This window comes from Anaeromyxobacter paludicola (genome assembly GCF_023169965.1).
Classification (GTDB): Bacteria; Myxococcota; Myxococcia; order Myxococcales; family Anaeromyxobacteraceae; genus Anaeromyxobacter_B; species Anaeromyxobacter_B paludicola.
Genome location: NZ_AP025592.1, coordinates 4,125,436 through 4,141,580 on the forward strand (window position 1 = coordinate 4,125,436; position 16,145 = coordinate 4,141,580).

Below are 16,145 nucleotides of genomic sequence, written 5' to 3' on the forward strand. Positions count from 1 at the left end.
CCGCGGGCGCGGAGCCCGCCCGGTCCAGTCGCGAGCGGTTCCTGGGAGTCGCTCCCGCCGCGGGCGCGGCTGGCCACCTCGCGGTTGCGCGCCCGGCCGGAGGTGAGCACCTCATCCGGGAGTGAACCAGCTCGAGCGGCTCAGCACCCGCGGCTACCGCCGCGTCGGCTCCCCGGAGAAGGGCTTCCGCTGGATCGACCCCGAGGGCCGGGCCGCGGCCGGGGAGGAGCTCGAGCGGCTGCGGGCGCTCGCCCTGCCGCCCGCCTGGACCGACGTGCACGCGAGCCCGGTCCCCGGCGCCAAGCTGCAGGCGGTGGGGCGCGATCGCGCCGGCCGCTGGCAGTACCGCTACCACGACGCCTTCACGCGCCGCCGCGCCGAGGCGAAGTACCGCCGGCTCCTGCGCTTCGCCGCCGCGCTGCCGCGCCTGCGGGCGGCGGTCGAGCGCGACCTGCTCCTCCCCGGGCTCCCGAGGGAGCGGGCGCTCGCGGCGGCGGTGCGGCTGCTCGGGAGCTGCTTCATGCGCGCGGGGAGCAAGGTCTACGCCGAGCGGAACCGGAGCTACGGCATCGCCACCCTGCGCAAGCACCACGTGACCGTGGAGCGGGACGTGGTCCGCTTCGACTACCCGGGGAAGTCGGGGCGCAGGCACGTGCGCGAGCTGCGCGACCTGCGCGTCGCCCGGGTGGTCCGGGAGATGCTGAAGCTGCCCGGCCCCGAGCTCTTCCTGTTCCTGGCCGACGACGGCCCGGTGGACGTCCGGCGCCGGCACATCAACCAGTACGTGAAGGAGGTGATGGGCGGCCCCTTCACGGCGAAGGACTTCCGCACCTGGGCCGGCACGGTGATCTGCGCCTCGGAGCTGGCGCGGCGCCGGCGCGAGATGATCCCGGGGCGGACCGATCCGGCCCGCGTGCTCACCGCGGCGGTGAGGGAGACCGCGGCCAGGCTCGGGAACACCCCCGCCGTCTGCCGGTCGAGCTACATCGCGCCGCAGGTGCTCTCGGCCTGGCGGCAGGGGCGGGTGGTGTCGCGGCCCTTCCGCTCGGTGGAGGAATTCGCGCTGGAGGGGCGCGGGCTGCACGCGTCGGAGCGATCCCTCCTGGCCCTGCTCCGGGCCGCCGTGCCGCACGCCCCTCGTCCACGACAGGTGCTGGACGGCGCCATTGCATTCCCGCGCCGGCCCCGCCATGCTGCTCCCGAGGAAAAGGCATGCAGGGCTCGGCGCAGTACCCCATCGGCGCGGTCTCCAAGCTCACCGGGATACCGGTCGACACGCTCCGGGCGTGGGAGCGGCGCTACCGGCTGGTGACGCCGGAGCGCGACGAGCGCGGCCGGCTCTACTCCGACGACCACGTCCGCAAGCTGCGGCTCCTCCGGATGCTGGTGGAGCGCGGGCACTCCATCGGCCGGCTCTCCCGGCTCGACGAGCGCGCCCTCTCGGACCTCGCGACCTCGTCCGGCGCCGCGGCCGTGGCTCCGCCCGCGCCGGAGCGGCCGGGGAGCGGCTGGCGCACGGTCGCCGACGCGGTCGAGCGGTTCGACGCCGCGGCGGCCGACCGCGAGCTGCGGCGGGTGGCGGCCATCTACCGGCCGCGCGAGCTGGTGCACGAGGTGATGCTGCCCCTCATGCGCTGGGTGGGCGACGCCTGGTACGCGGGCCGGCTCACCGTCGCCCAGGAGCACCTCACCTCGGCGCTCCTGCACGGGGTGGCCGGCACGCTGGTGGGCGCGGCGCGCGAGACCCCGGTGCGGCTGCTCTTCGCGACGCCGCCGGGCGAGCGGCACGAGCTCGGCCTGCTCGCCGCGGCCGCGCTGGCGGCCGCGGGCGGGCTCGCCCCGGTCTACCTCGGCGCCGAGCTGCCGGCGGCGGAGGTCGCCGCGGCCGCGGCCCGGAGCGGCGCGCGGGCGGCGGTCGTCGCCGCGACCGGCGTGGCCGACCCGGCCCTCGCGATCGCCGAGATCGGCGAGCTGCGGCGCCTGCTGCCGGGCGGGGTGGAGGTGCTCACCGGCGGCGCCCGCGATCCCCGCTTCGGCGCGGCGCTGCGCGACGCGGGCGCGACGCAGGTGCCCGATCTCGAGCGCTTCGAGCAGGACCTGGCGCGGCACGGGGCGCGGTTCTAGCCTCGGGCGTGGGGCGTCCACTCAGGGGATCTGATCCTCGCTCCGCTTGCGGGACTCGGCCTCGTCGTTGCCGTGCACCTCCGCCGCGGGCCGCTCGTCCTGCTCGTCGGTCCAGGTGGTCTTCGCGTGCGAGAACCCCTCGAGCGGCCGCCGGCCGATGGTGCGCTCGGTCTCGAGGTCCTTCCTCTCCTGCTCCCGGCGGAGCGCCAGCTCCCGCTCGCGCTGCTTCTGGATGGAGTCGCTCATGACGGAAGGATGCGCACGCCCCGGGCGGCGTCGCCGGGCTACGCGCCCAGCAGGCCGGCGGCGAGGCGGACGAGGCCACCGGCGGCGATGAGCAGCACGGGGTCGATGGGGAAGCGCTGCAGCGTGAGCCCGGTGGCGATGGCGATCGCCACCGCCGGCGCCCCGTCGAGCGAGCGGCCCATCGTCACCGCCGCCGCGGCCATGAGGCCGACCACGGCCGGGGTGAGGCCGCGCAGGGCGGCCCGCACCGCGCGGCTGCGGCGCACGCGCTCGAGCCAGGCGCCGATGCCGATGACGAGCAGCAGCGGCGGGAGGAAGATCCCGAGCGTCGCGGCGAGCGCCGGCAGCGGGCCGCCGAGCAGGTAGCCGGCGAAGGTGGCCATGAGCAGCACCGGCCCCGGCGTCAGCTTGCCGATGGCCACGGCGTCGGCGAACTGCCGCGCCGAGAGCCAGCCCGAGCCGACGAGCACGCCCTGCAGGTGCGGCACGATCGCGAACCCGCCGCCGTAGGCGCCGAGCCCCGTCCGGAAGAAGGTGACGAAGATGCGGAAGAGCGCGGTGTCGAGCCCGGCGAAGTGGATCCCGGCCCCGCCGGCGAGGGCGATGGCCGGGAGGAGCGGGCCCCGCCGCTCCGGCGCGGGCGCGTCGGCGCCGGCGGCCGGCGCCGCGGGCTCCTCCTCCGGCAGGAGCTCCCCCTCGTCCGGCAGCGCCACCGGCGCGGTGCGCTGGCGGGCGCGGAACCGGTAGAGCCGCGCCCGCTTCTGCGACACGTCGGCGACGAGCCCCACCACGAGCCCGAGCAGCGCCACCTCGCCCGCGCTCGCGCCGCCCGGCAGCGAGAGGAGCAGCGCCGCGCCGGCGAGCCCCATCTGCCAGAGCCGGCCGATGCCGCTGCGCACCATCTGGATGGTGATGGAGCCGATGATGCCGACCACCGCGGCGTTGAAGCCGTCGAGCACGAGCCCGGCGCGCGGGCTCACCCCGAGCTTCACGTAGAGCACGGCGAGGGCCAGCGTGGCCACGAGCCCCGGGAGCACGAACCCGGCGTAGCCCGCGATCGCGCCGCGCCGGCCGGCGTAGCGGAAGCCGAGGTAGGCGAGGGCGTTGGCGGCCGCGCCGCCCGGGATCATCTGGGCCACGGTGGCGACGCGCGTGAACTCGCGCTCCGTGGTCCAGCGCCGCCGCTCCACGCAGACGGCGCGGATGGTGGAGAGGACGGAGAGGCCGCCGCCGAACCCGGTGGCGCCGAGCCGGAGCGAGGTCCGGAAGATCTCGCCCGCTTCGGGCCGCGTGGTCTGTCTGGCGCTCTCCATCGGCGTCACTCTAGGGCCGCGAGCGGGGCGGACGGAAGGCGCGAAGCAGGACGCCCCATCCTCGCGCAAGCGCCCGGCATCCCGGCGAGCGCGCTCCCGCGGAGTCCCGGCCCGTGTCCCGCACGCCCGGGAAGCCCATGGAGGGACGCTTCCCTGGCCGGTGAGCGAGCACCATCGTCATGCCTCGTGACGCGCGGATTCACCACTCCGGCCTACCGGCCCTTCATGAGGCAGCTCTCCCGGTCGAGGGGCCGCGTGATGGTCCTGCCGTCGCGACCCGCGCTCCACGCCCAGCTCGCCACCGCGGCGGAGTGGCTCCTCGGCGGACTCACCATCGCCATGCTGGCGCGGGGGCTCATCGGGTAGGGGGGTGCGGGGGCGCCGGCGGGATCCGGCGGCGGACGGGGTCTCCGCCGCCGGATCGCGCCCGGTGTCCCGGTGAATCCCCCGGGGCGGTGCGAGGCGAGCTCCTCACGAGCGCTCACCCGCGCGGGAGATCTCGGACCCGCTTCAGGCCCAGCTTTCGGCGCAGCACGAGGAAGAGCTCCGCGGCGGCGAGGGCGTCGTGGAGCGCCCGGTGGGGCGGGTAGTCGGGGAGACCCAGCTGGCGCCGCGCCGCCTGGAGCTCGAGCACCGGATCGCCGCCGACGCGGTCGGGGTCGAGGAAGCGGGCGCGCCGCTCGAGGGCGAGCAGGAGCTCCGCCGTGTCCACCACCCGCGGCCTCGGCCAGACCAGGTCCACCGTCGCGTAGGCGCGCCGCAGGAAGCCCACCTCGATGCCGGCGTGGTGGGCGAGGAGCGCGCCCTGGCGCAGCCGCGCGTGCACCTCGCGCAGCACCACCGGGAGCGGCGGCGCCCCGCGCACGTCGCGCGGCACGAGCTGGTGGGCCCGCACCGAGTCGGGCCGGATGGTCGCGCCGTCCTCCGGCCGCACCAGCGACTCGAAGGCCTCGCCGAGCTGCACCACGCCGCCGCGGATCGGCACCATCCCGACCGCCAGGATCGGATCGCGCTTCGCGTCGAGGCCGCCGGTCTCGAGGTCGATCGCCCAGTAGGTGATCTCGTCCCACGCGGGCGAGCGGAAGAGCATGCGCCGAAGATACCAGAGCCGAAGAGATCAGAGCCGGGAGGGGCCCCACCGCAGGTGGGGAGGGCGGAGCCCTCCAAGGCGGGCGAGCCTCCGAGCCTGCGAAGGCAGGCGCGGAGGCGCAAGGGCCCCGCCGAGCGGAGGGTGGGGCCCCGACGGCTCTGCCGGCGGGGCGGGACAGCATGTCCCGTGTCATCAGAACAGATCCGTCCTGTAGTGAAACGCCGCGGTCTCCTGCCAGTCGCGGATGGCGCGGAAGGCCTCCTTGAGCCGGCTGCGCTCGGCGGCGGAGAGCCGGGCGTAGGTGATCTCGTTCCCGGCCCGCTCGCCCTGCGCCATGCGCTTGAGCTGCTCGCGGAGCCGCAGCCAGAGCAGGAACCGGTAGGCCTCGGCGAGGTTGTCGCGGACCTCCCCGCCGATGAGCCCCGCCGCCACCGCCGCGTCGAGCCGCGCCACGGTGCCGCGCGCCGCCGCGCCGGCCTCGAGGCCGTAGCAGCGCGCCAGGAAGACGATGGGCGAGATGCCGGAGAGCTTGAGGTCGAGCTCGGTCGAGCCCTTCGAGATGCGCAGCAGGAGCCCCGGTGGCGGCTTGAACCCGAGCGCGCTCTTGGCCATGGCGGCGAGGAAGGTGCGCTGCCGGCCGGCGGCGCGCAGGAGCTCCTCGAGCGGCTCGACCGGGAGCGCGCCGTGCACCGGCCGGAAGTCGAAGAAGATGGAGGCGGAGAGGAGGGCGTCGGGCGTGGGCCGGTCGATCCAGCCGGCGAAGCGCGCGCGCCACTCGGCGAGCGGCCCGTGCCACTTCTCGGCCATGTAGCCGCCCGGGCAGCGCGGGAAGCCGGCGCGCCCGAGGTCGCGGTTCGCCACCTCGGCGAGCCTCCCGAACCAGGCGCGGGCGGCCTCGCCGTCCTCGGCGTAGACGAGCGCGTTGTCCTGGTCGGTGAGGAGCGTCTGCTCCATCCGGCCCTCGGAGCCGAAGACCAGCCAGGCGTAGGGGCAGGGGGGCGGCCCGAGCTCGGCCTCCGCCCAGCGCAGGATCCGGGCGAGGAGCGCGTCGTTGAGCCGGGCCACGAGGCCGGCGATGCGCGACGGCTCGAGCCCGCCGGCGAGGAGGGCGCGGGCCATGTCGGCCACGAGCGCCCCGTAGCCCGGGAGGCTGTCGCGCCCCTCGAGCTGCTCCACCCGCCGCATCACCACCACCGGGCCGCGGGCCGAGGCGCGCAGGAGATCGCCGCTCGTCACCACGCCGAGGACGCCGGCCGGGCCGGTCACCGCGAGGTGGTGCATCCCCTTCGCGAGCAGCGCCTGCCACGCCTCGTACACCGGCGCCGCGGCGGGGATGCCGGCCAGCGGCGCCGACGCCACCTCGGCCACCGGCGTGTCCGGCCCGAGCCCCTCGGCGAGGACGCGGTTGCGCAGGTCGCGGTCGGTGAGGATGCCCGGCGGCTCCGACTTCACCAGCACCGAGCTCACGCCGTGGTGGCGCATCACCCGGGCCGCGGCGCCCACGCTCGCGTCGGCCTCCACCCAGATCGGCGGGCCGCGCAGGAGCCCCTCCACCTCCACCGTGAGGTCGGCGCCGGCCCCGGCGTCCGCGTCGGCGGCGCGCTCGAGGCTGTTCTTCAGCCGGTCGGCGAGCCCGGTGGCGAAGTGGCCGGCGAAGGCGGCGTGCGCGAGCAGCCGCTCGAACGTGGCGCGGGGCAGCCGGTACGAGAGCAGGTCCTCCTCCACCACCGCGTCGAAGGGGGTGCGCCGCGACACGAGCGAGGTGACGCCGACGAGCTCGCCCTCCTCGAGCACCTGCACCGTCTGCCCGTCGCGCTCGAGCCGGACCGCGCCCTTACGGATGACGTGCAGGTGATCGAGCGGCGGCCCGCCGCGCTCCACGAGCCGGGTGCCGGCCGGGAAATAGGCCACCTCCAGCGCCTTCGCGGCGAGCGCGAACGCCTCCTCCGGGAGCGCGTCGAACGGGGGCGTGGCGCGCACGAACGCGATGGGGTCCATGGCCGGCACGCCGGCGAGCATACCCCGCCCAAAGCCTCGCCGGGCGGGGCGGCTCGTGCTAAACGACGCCCGTCCAGCGAACCCGGGGGGAAGCCATGGCCCGCAGCGATCGTCAGGCGTCGCCGAAGAAGACCGACCGGAAGTCGAAGGGCGCCGCCCCCCGCAAGCCGGCCGCCCGCGCGGCGAAGCCGTCGCAGGCGCTCTCGAAGGCCCCGGCGGTCGAGGTGATCCCCTCCCGCGCCCGCGCGCAGGTGGAGGGCCAGGAGCGGCTCGCGGGTCAGCGGCTCTCCGGCGCCGACCTGTCGGGGGTGAACCTGGCCGGGGCGTCGCTCCTCGCCTGCGACCTCAAGGGGGCGAACCTGCGCGGCGCCAACCTCGACGGGGCGAGCCTCGCGCTCTGCGACCTGCGCGGCGCGGACCTCTCGCAGGCGTCGCTGCGCGAGACGCGCTGGGTCGGGTGCCTCGTCAACCTGGCGCAGCTGCGCGACGCCGACCTCGACCGCGCCATCCTCACCGCGGTCGCGCTCTCCGGCGCCGATCTCGAGCGCGCCTCCCTCGACGACGCCACCTTCATCCTCTCCAACCTCGGCGGCGCCCGGCTCGTCCGCGCCCGCGCCAACGAGGCGAGCTTCCTGCTCTCGGCGCTCTCCGGCGCCGACTTCACCCGGGCCCGGCTCAAGGACGCGCAGTTCGTCCTCTCCTGGCTCAAGGACGCCACCTTCGACCGGGCGGGCGGGCTGGTGCCGGACACCTTCCGCTTCGCGCCCTTCGCACCACTCGAGCTCGCGTGATCCCCTACCTCGAACCTCCTTCGCTCAGCTTCGGGCCGTTCCACCTCCAGGTCTTCGGGCTCTTCGCGGCGGCCGGCGTCTACGCCGGGGCCGTCATCGCCTCCCGCGCCGCGCGCCGCCAGGGGCTCGCGGTCGAGCCGCTCGCCGACTTCGCCGTCTGGGGCGTCGCCTCCGGCGTCCTCTTCGGCCACCTCGTGCACCTGTTCCTCTACCACCCGGAGGAGCTCTCCGACTGGCGCAAGGTGGTGGAGTTCTGGCAGGGGCTCTCCTCCTTCGGCGGCCTGCTCGGCGGCATCCTCGCCGCGGCGGTCTTCTTCCACCGCAGGCGGCTGCGCTTCCACGACTACGGCGACGCGCTGGCGCTGGGCGTGGCGCCGGGCTGGGGCATCGCCCGGCTCGGCTGCTTCGCCATCCACGACCACCCCGGCGTCCACACCGACTTCCCGCTCGCGGTGGCCTTCCCCGACGGGCCGCGCCACGACCTCGGCCTGTACGACGCCGTCGTGCTCTTCGCGCTCGCGGCGCTGCTCTTCCAGCTCTCGCGCCGCGGGATCCTGCGCGGCCGGCTGCTCGCCGTGCTGGCCGCCCTCTACGCCGTCTGCCGGTTCCTGCTCGATTTCCTGCGCGCCAGCGACGTGCCGTACCCCGACGCCCGCTACTTCGGGCTCACCCCCGCCCAGTACGGCTCGATGCTCCTCGTGGCCTACGCCGCCTGGCGGTTCTCGAAGGTGGCGAGCGCCCCTCTCGGGCAGCAGGGAAGAGCCTCCGGGGCTGGTAGGTAGGAAGGGCCATGGGCTCCGGCGCCAACATCCTGCTCGTCGAGGACGACGCCGCCATCCGCGAGAGCGTCGCCGACTGCCTCGTCTTCGAGGGCTACCGCGTCCGCTCCGCCTCGAACGGGCGCGACGGGCTCGACCTCCTGCGGCGCGAGAAGCCGGCGGTGGTGGTGCTCGACCTGCTCATGCCGGTGCTCGGCGGCGCCCAGTTCCTCGAGGAGCAGCGGCGCGACCCGGAGATCGCGGGGGTGCCGGTGGTGCTCATGACCGCCGCCATGCCGTCCGGCCGCAACGACATCCCGCAGGCCACCGCCTACCTGCCGAAGCCGTTCGACCTCGCCGACCTGCTCGCCGTGGTGGCGCGCTTCGCCGGGCCGGGGGGCGCGGGGAAGCCGGCGTGAGGGTCCTCGTCACCGGCGCGAGCGGCTTCATCGGCTCGTGGGTGGCGCGCGAGCTCGCCGAGCGGGGCTGCGAGGTCCGGGCCCTGGTGCGGCCGACGAGCCGGCTCGACAACCTGCGCGGCCTCGCGGTCGAGCGCGCCGAGGGCGACGTGCTCGACGCCGCCTCGGTGGCGCGCGCGCTGCGCGGCTGCGAGGGGGTGGTGCACACCGCCGGCGTCGTGGCCTGGAGCCCGGGGAAGGCCGGACGGATGCACGCGGTCAACGGCCGCGGCGTCGAGGTGGTGCTCGGGGCGGCGCTCGAGGCCGGCGTGGAGCGGGCGGTGCTCACCTCGTCGGTCTCGGTGACCGGCGGCGCCCCGGAGCCGCGCGTCGCCGACGAGGCCACGCCCTCCAACGCCGCGCAGCTCGGCATCGACTACTTCACCTCCAAGCTCCACGGCGAGGAGGCGGCCCGGGTCCTCGCCTCGCGCGGGCTGCCGGTCCGGATCGTGCGGCCGGCGGTGGTGCTCGGGCCGGGCGACCTGTACCGCTCGAGCGCGGGGCTGGTGCTCGGGCTGGCCCGGCGCCGCTACCCGGTCTACGTCGAGGGCGGCTCCTCGTTCTGCGACGTCCGCGACGTGGCCCGGGGGCACGTGGACGCGCTCCTGCGCGGCCGGCCGGGCGAGGTCTACGTGCTCGGCGGCCACAACCTCGCCACGAGCGACCTCATGGCCCGGGTGTCGCAGCTCGCCGGCGTGGCGCCGCCGCCCCGGATCCCGTACGCGGCGGCGCTGGCCGCGGCGACGGGGGCGGAGTGGCTCGCGGCGGTCCGCGGCAAGGAGCCCAGGCTGACGGCCCAGCTCGTGCGGGCGAGCCACCTCTACACCTGGGTGTCGAGCGCCAAGGCGCAGGCGGAGCTCGGCTACGCCATCCGGCCGTTCGAGGACTCCCTGCGCGACACGCTGCGCTGGTTCATCGCGCAGGGGCAGCTCCGGCCCGAGACCGCAGAGCTGCGCGCGCTCGCCGCCTGAGCCTCGCCCCCCGGAGTCCCCGCCCCCCTCCGGCCGCCCCGCGCCGGGCCTTCCCTTCCGGTCCCGCGCTGCACAGATCCGTCGGCCGGGGGAGGGGGCCATGCCGGAGGCGACAGACGCGACGCGCGAGCTCGTCCGGCTCGCCGGGCTCGCCCCCTCGCGCCACAACGCCCAGCCCTGGGCCTTCGAGGTCGAGGGCGAGGAGCTGCGGCTCTACGGCGACCCGGCGCGCGCCCTGCCGGTCTCCGACCCCGCCGGCCGCGAGCAGCTCATCGGCTGCGGCGCGGCGCTCGCGAACCTGCGGCTCGCCGCGGCCTGGCAGGGGCGGGCCACCAGCTGCGAGCTCATGGGCGGGTCGCGCCACGACTTCCTCCTCGCCCGCGTGCGGCTCGAGCACGCCGCGCGCCCCACCGCGCTCGCCGCCCGCCTCGCCGACGCCATCCCGGCCCGCCGCACCGTCCGGCTCGCCATGGAGCAGCGGCCGCTCCCGCGCGGCCTCGTCTCCGAGCTGGCGCGCATCGCCTGGGAGGAGGGCGCGTCGCTCCGCCCGGTGGAGCCGTCCACGGCGCGGGCGGTGGCGGAGCGGGTGGCGGAGGCCGACCGGCGGCAGTGGGCGAGCGCGGCCTTCCGCGCCGAGGTGGCGCGCTGGACGCGCCCCTCCGCGAGCCGGTCGCGCGACGGCATCCCCGGGTACGCCCGCGGCCTCTCCGGCGCCGCCTCCTGGCTCGAGCCGGTTCGGCTGCGGTTCGCGCGCGACGCCGCCGCCGAGGCGGCCCGCGACCTCGCCCGGGCCCTCGGGGCGAGCGCGCTCGTGGCCCTCTCGACGCCGGAGGATCGCGGCGCCGACTGGCTGCGCGCGGGGCAGGCGATGGAGAAGGTGCTCCTGCGCGCCGCCGCGGAGGGGCTCTCCGCCTGCTGGCTCAACTCGCCGCTCGAGCTGCCCGACCTGCGCCAGGAGGTGCGCGAGGTCCTGGGCGAGCGCTGGCACCCGCAGCTCCTCTTCCGGCTGGGCGCCGACGCCGCCGGGACGCCCTCGCGCCCCACGCCGCGGCGCGCGCCGGAGGAGCTGATCCGCCGGCTGGCGCCCGCCTCCCCCCGCCGTCAGGAGCTGGCGCTGAGGACGTAGAGCGTCGTCACCTCGGCCGCGCGGGCGGCGTGGAGGGGGTCCGAGGCGTCGCGGGCGCGGGGGTGCGCGGGGCGGGCCTCGGCGCGCGAGGTGACGGTGAGCCCGGCGGCGGCGAAGGAGGCCTCCAGCGCGCCCGCGGGGCGCAGCCCGAGCCGCTCCGCCAGGTCGGACAGGACGAGCAGCCCCTCGCCGCCCGGCGCGAGGTGGGCGGCGAGGCCGGCCACGAACCCGGCGAGGAACCGGCCCCCCGGATCGTAGACCGCGGCGTCCACCGGGCCGAGCGGCTCGCCCGGCAGCCAGGGCGGGTTGCAGAGCACGAGGTCGGCGCGCCCCTCGGGGAAGAGGTCGGCCTCCTCCACCTCGACGGCCGACGCGAGGCCGAGCCGCGCGGCGTTCTCGCGCGCGCAGGCGACCGCGCGCGGGTCGGCGTCCGTGGCGCGGACCCGCGCCCCGGCGCGCGCGGCGAGGAAGGCGAGCACCCCGGTGCCGGTGCCGACGTCGAACGCGGCCCGCCCGCGCAGGTTGCGCCGGCCGAGCGCCTCGGCGACGAGGCCGACGTACTCGCCGCGGACCGGGGCGAAGACGCCGTAGTGGGGGTGGACCGAGCCGCCGAGCGCCGGGACGGCGACGCCCTTCCGGCGCCACTCGTGGGCGCCGATCAGGCCGAGGAGCTCGCGCAGGGGCACCACCGAGGGCTCCCCGTCGGGAGCGCCCCAGACCTCGCGGAGCGCGGCGGGGGCCACCTCCGGGGCGCGGCGGAGCGCCACCGCGAACTCCGCGTCCACCGGGACGAGGAGCCGCGACAGCACGTCCCGCTCGAGCCTCCGGAAGCGGCGCTCCGCCCGGAAGGCCTCGGCGAGGCTCGGCTGCGGCGGAGGCGGGCGGAGCCGCCGCCCCAGGGCGGCGAGGAGCTGGCGGGCGTTGTGGTAGTCGCCGGAGTAGAGCAGCGACTCGCCCCGGAAGAGGCGACGGAAGGCCGGGTCGGCGCGGGTCGCGTCGGTCGCCTCGCCGACCCGGCCCGGTGCGGGCAGGCCGGCGGAGCGCCAGCGCGCCTGCCGCGGCGCGCCACCTTCACGGATCGTCACGTACATCGAAGGTTCTCCGGGCCGCGCGGCGCGATGAAGGGGGGCGGCGGGCCGCGCCCCTGTTAAAATAGGAGGCCCATGCAACCGGTACCAGAATCGGCGACCGCGCCGAGCGCGGCCAACCTCGCGTTCGTCGAGGAGCTCTACTACGACTACCTGCGCGATCCGTCCACCGTGCCGGAGACGTGGCGCCGCTACTTCGACGCGCTGCCCCGCCCGGAAGGCGACGTCGCGCCCCCGCCCGAGCCCGCCTGGCGCCGGAACGGCTTCACCGCCGCGCTGCCCGGCGAGCTGGCCGCGAAGGAGCCGCCGGCCGGGCCGGGCGCCTCCTCGGAGGAGGCCTTCCAGTTCCGCGTGGACAAGCTCGTGGAGACCTACCGGGACTACGGCCACCTGCGCGCCCGGCTCGACCCGCTCGGGCTGGCGCGCCGCGAGCACCAGGGGTTCGGCCTCGAGTCCTTCGGCCTGCGCGAGGAGGACCTCGCCCGCCCGGTGGCCGTGGGAGACCCGCAGGCGGCCGGCGCCACCACGCTCGGCGCGCTGCGCGACCGGCTGGAGGAGACCTACTGCCGCACGCTCGGCGTGGAGCTCGCCCACCTGCACGACCAGGAGCTGCGCGGCTGGCTGCAGGACCGGATGGAGCGGACCCGCAACCACATCACCCTCGCGCCCGAGGTGCAGCTCCGGCTCTACCAGAAGGTCATGGAGGCGGAGCTGCTCGAGCAGTTCCTCGGGACCCGCTTCCTCGGCGCCAAGCGCTTCTCGGTGGAGGGGGGCGAGTCCACGGTGGCGCTCCTCGAGCTCGCCATCGACCGGGCCGTCGGCCACGGCGTGCGCGACGTGACCATCGGCATGGCGCACCGCGGCCGGCTCAACGTGCTCGCCAACGTCTGCGGCAAGCCGCTCCGCCAGATCTTCGCCGAGTTCCGCGACCGGGCCGTCATCGGCGGGAACGGCGGGGACGTGAAGTACCACCTCGGCTTCACCGGCGAGCGCGAGACGCCCGACGGGAAGGTGCTGGTGACGCTGGCCTTCAACCCGAGCCACCTCGAGTGGGTGAACACGGTCGTGCAGGGGCGCGTCCGGGCCAAGCAGGACCGCCGGGGCGACGTGGAGCGCAAGGAGGTGCTGCCGCTGCTCGTGCACGGCGACGCCGCCTTCGCCGGGCAGGGCATCGTGGCGGAGGCGCTCAACCTCGCCGCCCTCGACGGCTACACGGTCGGCGGCACCGTCCACGTGGTGGTGAACAACCAGGTCGGCTTCACCACCTCTCCCGCCGACGCCCGCTCCACCACCTACGCCACCGACGTGGCGCGCATGCTCCAGATCCCGGTCTTCCACGTGAACGGCGAGGACATGGAGGCGGTGGCGCAGGCGGTGCTGCTGGCGGTGGACTTCCGCCAGCGGTTCCACCGCGACGCCGTGATCGACCTCTGGTGCTACCGGCGCCACGGCCACAACGAGGGGGACGAGCCCTCGTTCACGCAGCCGGTCATGTACCGCGCCATCGCCGGGCGCGAGACCTTCCCGAAGCTCGAGGCCGCCCGGCTGGTCCGGGAGCGGGTCGCGACGGCGCCGGAGCTCGACGGGCTGGCGCAGGGCTACCGGGCCCGGCTCGAGGAGGCCTTCCACGCCTCGGCCGCCATCGCCGCCAGCCCCTCCGCGCCGGTGCTCGAGGTGGGCGAGCGCCGCTACCGCGGCGGCGCCATCGACGGCGCGCCGCCCATCGCCACCGCCGTCTCGCCGGAGGTGATCGCGGAGGTCTCGCGCGCGCTGGTGACCCCGCCCCCCGGCTTCAACGTCCACCCCAAGGTGGCGAAGCTGCTGGAGGGGCGCGCCCAGATGGCCGCCGGCCACCGCCCGCTCGACTGGGGCATGGCCGAGGCGCTCGCGTACGGCACGCTCGCCTGGGAGGGGACGCGGGTGCGGCTCTCCGGCCAGGACAGCCGGCGCGGCACCTTCAGCCACCGGCACGGCGTGCTCTACGACACGCAGTCGAACCGGCCGTACACGCCGCTCGCCCACCTGCGGCCCGGGCAGGGGGTGGTCGAGCTGCGCGACAGCCCGCTCTCCGAGGCCGCCGTGCTCGCCTTCGATTACGGGTACAGCCTCGACATGCCCGACGGGCTCGTGATCTGGGAGGCGCAGTTCGGCGACTTCGTGAACGCCGCCCAGGTGGTGATCGACCAGTTCCTGTCCTCGTCCGAGGCCAAGTGGAACAAGCTCTCCGGGCTCACCCTGCTCCTGCCGCACGGCATGGAGGGGCAGGGCCCGGAGCACAGCTCGGCCCGGCTCGAGCGCTTCCTGGCGCTCTCGGTGGACGACAACTGGCAGGTCGTGAACCTCACCACGCCGGCGCAGATCTTCCACGCGCTGCGACGGCAGGTGCTCGCCCCCTGGCGCAAGCCGCTCGTCGTGATGTCGCCGAAGAGCCTGCTGCGGCACCCGCAGGCGGTGTCGCCGGTGGAGGCGCTCTCGAAGGGCGGCTTCCAGCCGGTCCTCGGCGACGCCGGGGTGGAGGACGCCGCGGCGGTGACCCGGGTCCTCCTCTGCACCGGCAAGCTCTACTACGAGCTCCTCGCCGCGCGGGAGGCGCAGCGGGCGCGCCACGTGGCGCTGGTCCGGGTCGAGCAGCTCTACCCGCTCGACCGCGACGCCGTGCTCTCCGAGCTGGCGCGCTACCCCGACGGGCTCGAGGTGGTCTGGGTCCAGGAGGAGCCGCGCAACATGGGGGCCTGGGACTACGTGGACCTGCACCTCGGGCCGTTCCTGCGCGGGTTCTGCGAGTTCAGCTGCGTGTCGCGCCCCCCGAGCGCCGCGCCCGCCGCCGGGTCGGCCACCCGCCACAAGCTCGAGCAGCAGGCCCTGGTGGCGCAGGCCATCGGCGTGGCCGCGCGCGTCGAGGTCGCCTAGCCCCGTTCCGGGAGGGAGCACATGTCGGTCGAGTTGAGGGTTCCGAGCATCGGAGAGTCCATCACGCAGGCCACGCTGGGCGCCTGGCTCAAGCAGGAGGGGGAGCCGGTGCGGGCGGACGAGCCGGTGGTGGAGGTGGAGAGCGAGAAGGCCACGGTGGCGCTGCCGGCGCCGGTCTCCGGCGTGCTCTCGCGGGTCCTGAAGGGACCGGGCGACACGGTCGCCGTGGGCGAGGTGATCGGTTACCTGGAGGAGGGCGCCGCCGCGACCGCCGCCTCCGGCCCGGGCGCGAACCCGGCGGTGAACGCCGCGCCGCGGGCCGCCCCCGCGAGCCCGGCCCCGGCCGCGCCGATCGCCGCCGCCCCGGCCCCGGCGCCCACCGCGGCTCCGAGGGCGGCCCCGCCGCCTCCCCCCGGCCGCGGGCCGCGCCTCCCGCCCTCGGCGCGCCGGCTCCTCGCCGAGAACGGCCTCTCCGCCGACGCGCTCGCGGGGCGCGCGCTGCGCAAGGACGACGTGCAGCGGGCGCTCGAGGCCCCCGCGCCGGCGGCGCCGGTGGTGGCCGGCGAGCGCGAGCGGGTGGTGGCGATGACGCCGCTCCGCCGCACGGTGGCGCGGCGGCTCGTCGAGGCGCAGCGCACCGCCGCCATCCTCACCACCTTCAACGAGGTGGACATGACGCGGGTGCTGGCGCTGCGCGAGCGGCACCAGGCCGCCTTCACCGAGCGGCACGGGGTGAAGCTCGGGTTCATGTCCTTCTTCGTGAAGGCGGCGGTCGAGGCGCTCAAGGCCATCCCGGCCGTGAACGCCGAGGTGCGCGGCGAGAGCATCGTCTACAAGGAGCACTACGACGTCGGCGTGGCGGTCGGCGGGGGCAAGGGGCTCGTGGTCCCGGTGGTGCGCGACGCCGACCGGCTCTCCTTCGCCGAGGTGGAGCTCGCCATCGCGCAGCTCGCGAAGAAGGCCCGCGAGAACCGGATCACGCTCGACGAGCTCTCGGGCGGCACCTTCACCATCTCGAACGGCGGCATCTACGGCTCGCTGCTCTCCACCCCCATCCTCAACCCGCCGCAGTCCGGGATCCTGGGGCTGCACAAGATCGAGCAGCGGGCGGTGGTGCGCGACGGGCAGGTGGTGGCGCGCCCGATGATGTTCGTGGCGCTCTCCTACGACCACCGGCTGGTGGACGGGCGGGAGGCGGTCACCTTCCTCGTCCGGGTGAAGGAGTGCATCGAGGATCCGGAGCGGCTCCTGCTCGAGGTCTGACGGGCCGGC

The 16,145-nt window shown here is 76.2% G+C and carries 15 protein-coding genes; 10 read left to right on the top strand and 5 right to left on the bottom strand.

All coding sequences use genetic code 11. The features are described 5' to 3' along the window. The first annotated feature begins 121 nt into the window (after positions 1-121). Positions 122-1,312 carry a DNA topoisomerase IB gene (locus AMPC_RS18395; protein ID WP_248342998.1) on the top strand — a complete coding sequence of 397 codons (1,191 nt, stop codon included), beginning with the start codon at positions 122-124 and terminating at the stop codon, positions 1,310-1,312. After that, positions 1,213-2,124, top strand: coding sequence for a MerR family transcriptional regulator (locus AMPC_RS18400; protein ID WP_248342999.1), 912 nt, complete (start codon positions 1,213-1,215; stop codon positions 2,122-2,124). The genes AMPC_RS18395 and AMPC_RS18400 overlap by 100 nt, the downstream gene beginning before the upstream one ends. Positions 2,125-2,145: 21 nt before the next feature. Here the strand turns inward: AMPC_RS18400 and AMPC_RS18405 are convergent, their stop codons facing one another. Both AMPC_RS18405 and AMPC_RS18410 read right to left on the bottom strand, forming a co-directional pair. Further along, positions 2,146-2,370 carry a hypothetical protein gene (locus AMPC_RS18405; protein ID WP_248343000.1) on the bottom strand — a complete coding sequence of 75 codons (225 nt, stop codon included), beginning with the start codon at positions 2,368-2,370 and terminating at the stop codon, positions 2,146-2,148. A gap of 38 nt (positions 2,371-2,408) precedes the next feature. Then, complete coding sequence (locus AMPC_RS18410) at positions 2,409-3,683, bottom strand: chromate transporter (RefSeq protein WP_248343001.1); 1,275 nt, start codon at positions 3,681-3,683, stop codon at positions 2,409-2,411. Between the two features lie 225 nt (positions 3,684-3,908). Between AMPC_RS18410 and AMPC_RS18415 the strand changes: the two genes are divergently transcribed. Further along, on the top strand, positions 3,909-4,049 hold the full coding sequence (locus AMPC_RS18415) for a hypothetical protein (RefSeq protein WP_248343002.1): 141 nt from the start codon (positions 3,909-3,911) through the stop codon (positions 4,047-4,049). Between the two features lie 115 nt (positions 4,050-4,164). Here the strand turns inward: AMPC_RS18415 and AMPC_RS18420 are convergent, their stop codons facing one another. Both AMPC_RS18420 and AMPC_RS18425 read right to left on the bottom strand, forming a co-directional pair. After that, on the bottom strand, positions 4,165-4,773 hold the full coding sequence (locus AMPC_RS18420; RefSeq protein WP_248343003.1) for a 3'-5' exonuclease: 609 nt from the start codon (positions 4,771-4,773) through the stop codon (positions 4,165-4,167). Positions 4,774-4,965: 192 nt separating this feature from the next. After that, positions 4,966-6,771 carry a DUF294 nucleotidyltransferase-like domain-containing protein gene (locus AMPC_RS18425; RefSeq protein ID WP_404800659.1) on the bottom strand — a complete coding sequence of 602 codons (1,806 nt, stop codon included), beginning with the start codon at positions 6,769-6,771 and terminating at the stop codon, positions 4,966-4,968. Between the two features lie 95 nt (positions 6,772-6,866). On the opposite strand from AMPC_RS18425, the gene AMPC_RS18430 reads away from it, so the two are divergent. The 5 genes from AMPC_RS18430 to AMPC_RS18450 all read left to right on the top strand — a co-directional run bounded on the left by AMPC_RS18430 (position 6,867) and on the right by AMPC_RS18450 (position 10,875). Beyond that, positions 6,867-7,562, top strand: a complete 696-nt coding sequence (locus AMPC_RS18430; protein ID WP_248343005.1) for a pentapeptide repeat-containing protein — start codon at positions 6,867-6,869, stop codon at positions 7,560-7,562. Further along, complete coding sequence (locus AMPC_RS18435) at positions 7,559-8,344, top strand: prolipoprotein diacylglyceryl transferase (RefSeq protein ID WP_248343006.1); 786 nt, start codon at positions 7,559-7,561, stop codon at positions 8,342-8,344. Before AMPC_RS18430 ends, AMPC_RS18435 begins: the two co-directional genes overlap by 4 nt. A gap of 8 nt (positions 8,345-8,352) precedes the next feature. Further along, the gene (locus AMPC_RS18440) at positions 8,353-8,739 is read left to right on the top strand and encodes a response regulator (protein ID WP_248343007.1); all 387 of its coding nucleotides are present in this window, start codon (positions 8,353-8,355) and stop codon (positions 8,737-8,739) included. Further along, positions 8,736-9,749, top strand: a complete 1,014-nt coding sequence (locus AMPC_RS18445; RefSeq protein ID WP_248343008.1) for an NAD-dependent epimerase/dehydratase family protein — start codon at positions 8,736-8,738, stop codon at positions 9,747-9,749. The genes AMPC_RS18440 and AMPC_RS18445 overlap by 4 nt, the downstream gene beginning before the upstream one ends. 100 nt (positions 9,750-9,849) lie before the next feature. Next, complete coding sequence (locus AMPC_RS18450) at positions 9,850-10,875, top strand: Acg family FMN-binding oxidoreductase (protein WP_248343009.1); 1,026 nt, start codon at positions 9,850-9,852, stop codon at positions 10,873-10,875. Here AMPC_RS18450 and AMPC_RS18455 read toward each other — a convergent pair. Then, on the bottom strand, positions 10,851-11,966 hold the full coding sequence (locus AMPC_RS18455) for a 50S ribosomal protein L11 methyltransferase (RefSeq protein WP_248343010.1): 1,116 nt from the start codon (positions 11,964-11,966) through the stop codon (positions 10,851-10,853). The two genes, AMPC_RS18450 and AMPC_RS18455, sit on opposite strands and share 25 nt — an antisense overlap. 72 nt (positions 11,967-12,038) lie before the next feature. Between AMPC_RS18455 and AMPC_RS18460 the strand changes: the two genes are divergently transcribed. Next, complete coding sequence (locus AMPC_RS18460) at positions 12,039-14,873, top strand: 2-oxoglutarate dehydrogenase E1 component (RefSeq protein ID WP_248343011.1); 2,835 nt, start codon at positions 12,039-12,041, stop codon at positions 14,871-14,873. Positions 14,874-14,894: 21 nt separating this feature from the next. Continuing rightward, positions 14,895-16,136 (top strand): 2-oxoglutarate dehydrogenase complex dihydrolipoyllysine-residue succinyltransferase, encoded by a 1,242-nt coding sequence (gene odhB / locus AMPC_RS18465; RefSeq protein WP_248343012.1) that lies wholly within the window; start codon positions 14,895-14,897, stop codon positions 16,134-16,136. Positions 16,137-16,145 lie beyond the last annotated feature (9 nt).

Excerpts from the sequence above, each read along its gene's own strand:
- AMPC_RS18410 (WP_248343001.1), bottom strand. The coding sequence starts at position 3,683 with ATGGAGAGCGCCAGACAGACCACGCGGCCCGAAGCGGGCGAGATCTTC.
- AMPC_RS18455 (WP_248343010.1), bottom strand. The coding sequence starts at position 11,966 with ATGTACGTGACGATCCGTGAAGGTGGCGCGCCGCGGCAGGCGCGCTGG.
- AMPC_RS18425 (WP_404800659.1), bottom strand. The coding sequence starts at position 6,771 with ATGGACCCCATCGCGTTCGTGCGCGCCACGCCCCCGTTCGACGCGCTC.
- odhB (WP_248343012.1), top strand. The coding sequence starts at position 14,895 with ATGTCGGTCGAGTTGAGGGTTCCGAGCATCGGAGAGTCCATCACGCAG.
- AMPC_RS18400 (WP_248342999.1), top strand. The coding sequence starts at position 1,213 with ATGCAGGGCTCGGCGCAGTACCCCATCGGCGCGGTCTCCAAGCTCACC.
- AMPC_RS18415 (WP_248343002.1), top strand. The coding sequence starts at position 3,909 with ATGAGGCAGCTCTCCCGGTCGAGGGGCCGCGTGATGGTCCTGCCGTCG.
- AMPC_RS18450 (WP_248343009.1), top strand. The coding sequence starts at position 9,850 with ATGCCGGAGGCGACAGACGCGACGCGCGAGCTCGTCCGGCTCGCCGGG.
- AMPC_RS18460 (WP_248343011.1), top strand. The coding sequence starts at position 12,039 with ATGCAACCGGTACCAGAATCGGCGACCGCGCCGAGCGCGGCCAACCTC.
- AMPC_RS18440 (WP_248343007.1), top strand. The coding sequence starts at position 8,353 with ATGGGCTCCGGCGCCAACATCCTGCTCGTCGAGGACGACGCCGCCATC.
- AMPC_RS18420 (WP_248343003.1), bottom strand. The coding sequence starts at position 4,773 with ATGCTCTTCCGCTCGCCCGCGTGGGACGAGATCACCTACTGGGCGATC.
- AMPC_RS18405 (WP_248343000.1), bottom strand. The coding sequence starts at position 2,370 with ATGAGCGACTCCATCCAGAAGCAGCGCGAGCGGGAGCTGGCGCTCCGC.
- AMPC_RS18430 (WP_248343005.1), top strand. The coding sequence starts at position 6,867 with ATGGCCCGCAGCGATCGTCAGGCGTCGCCGAAGAAGACCGACCGGAAG.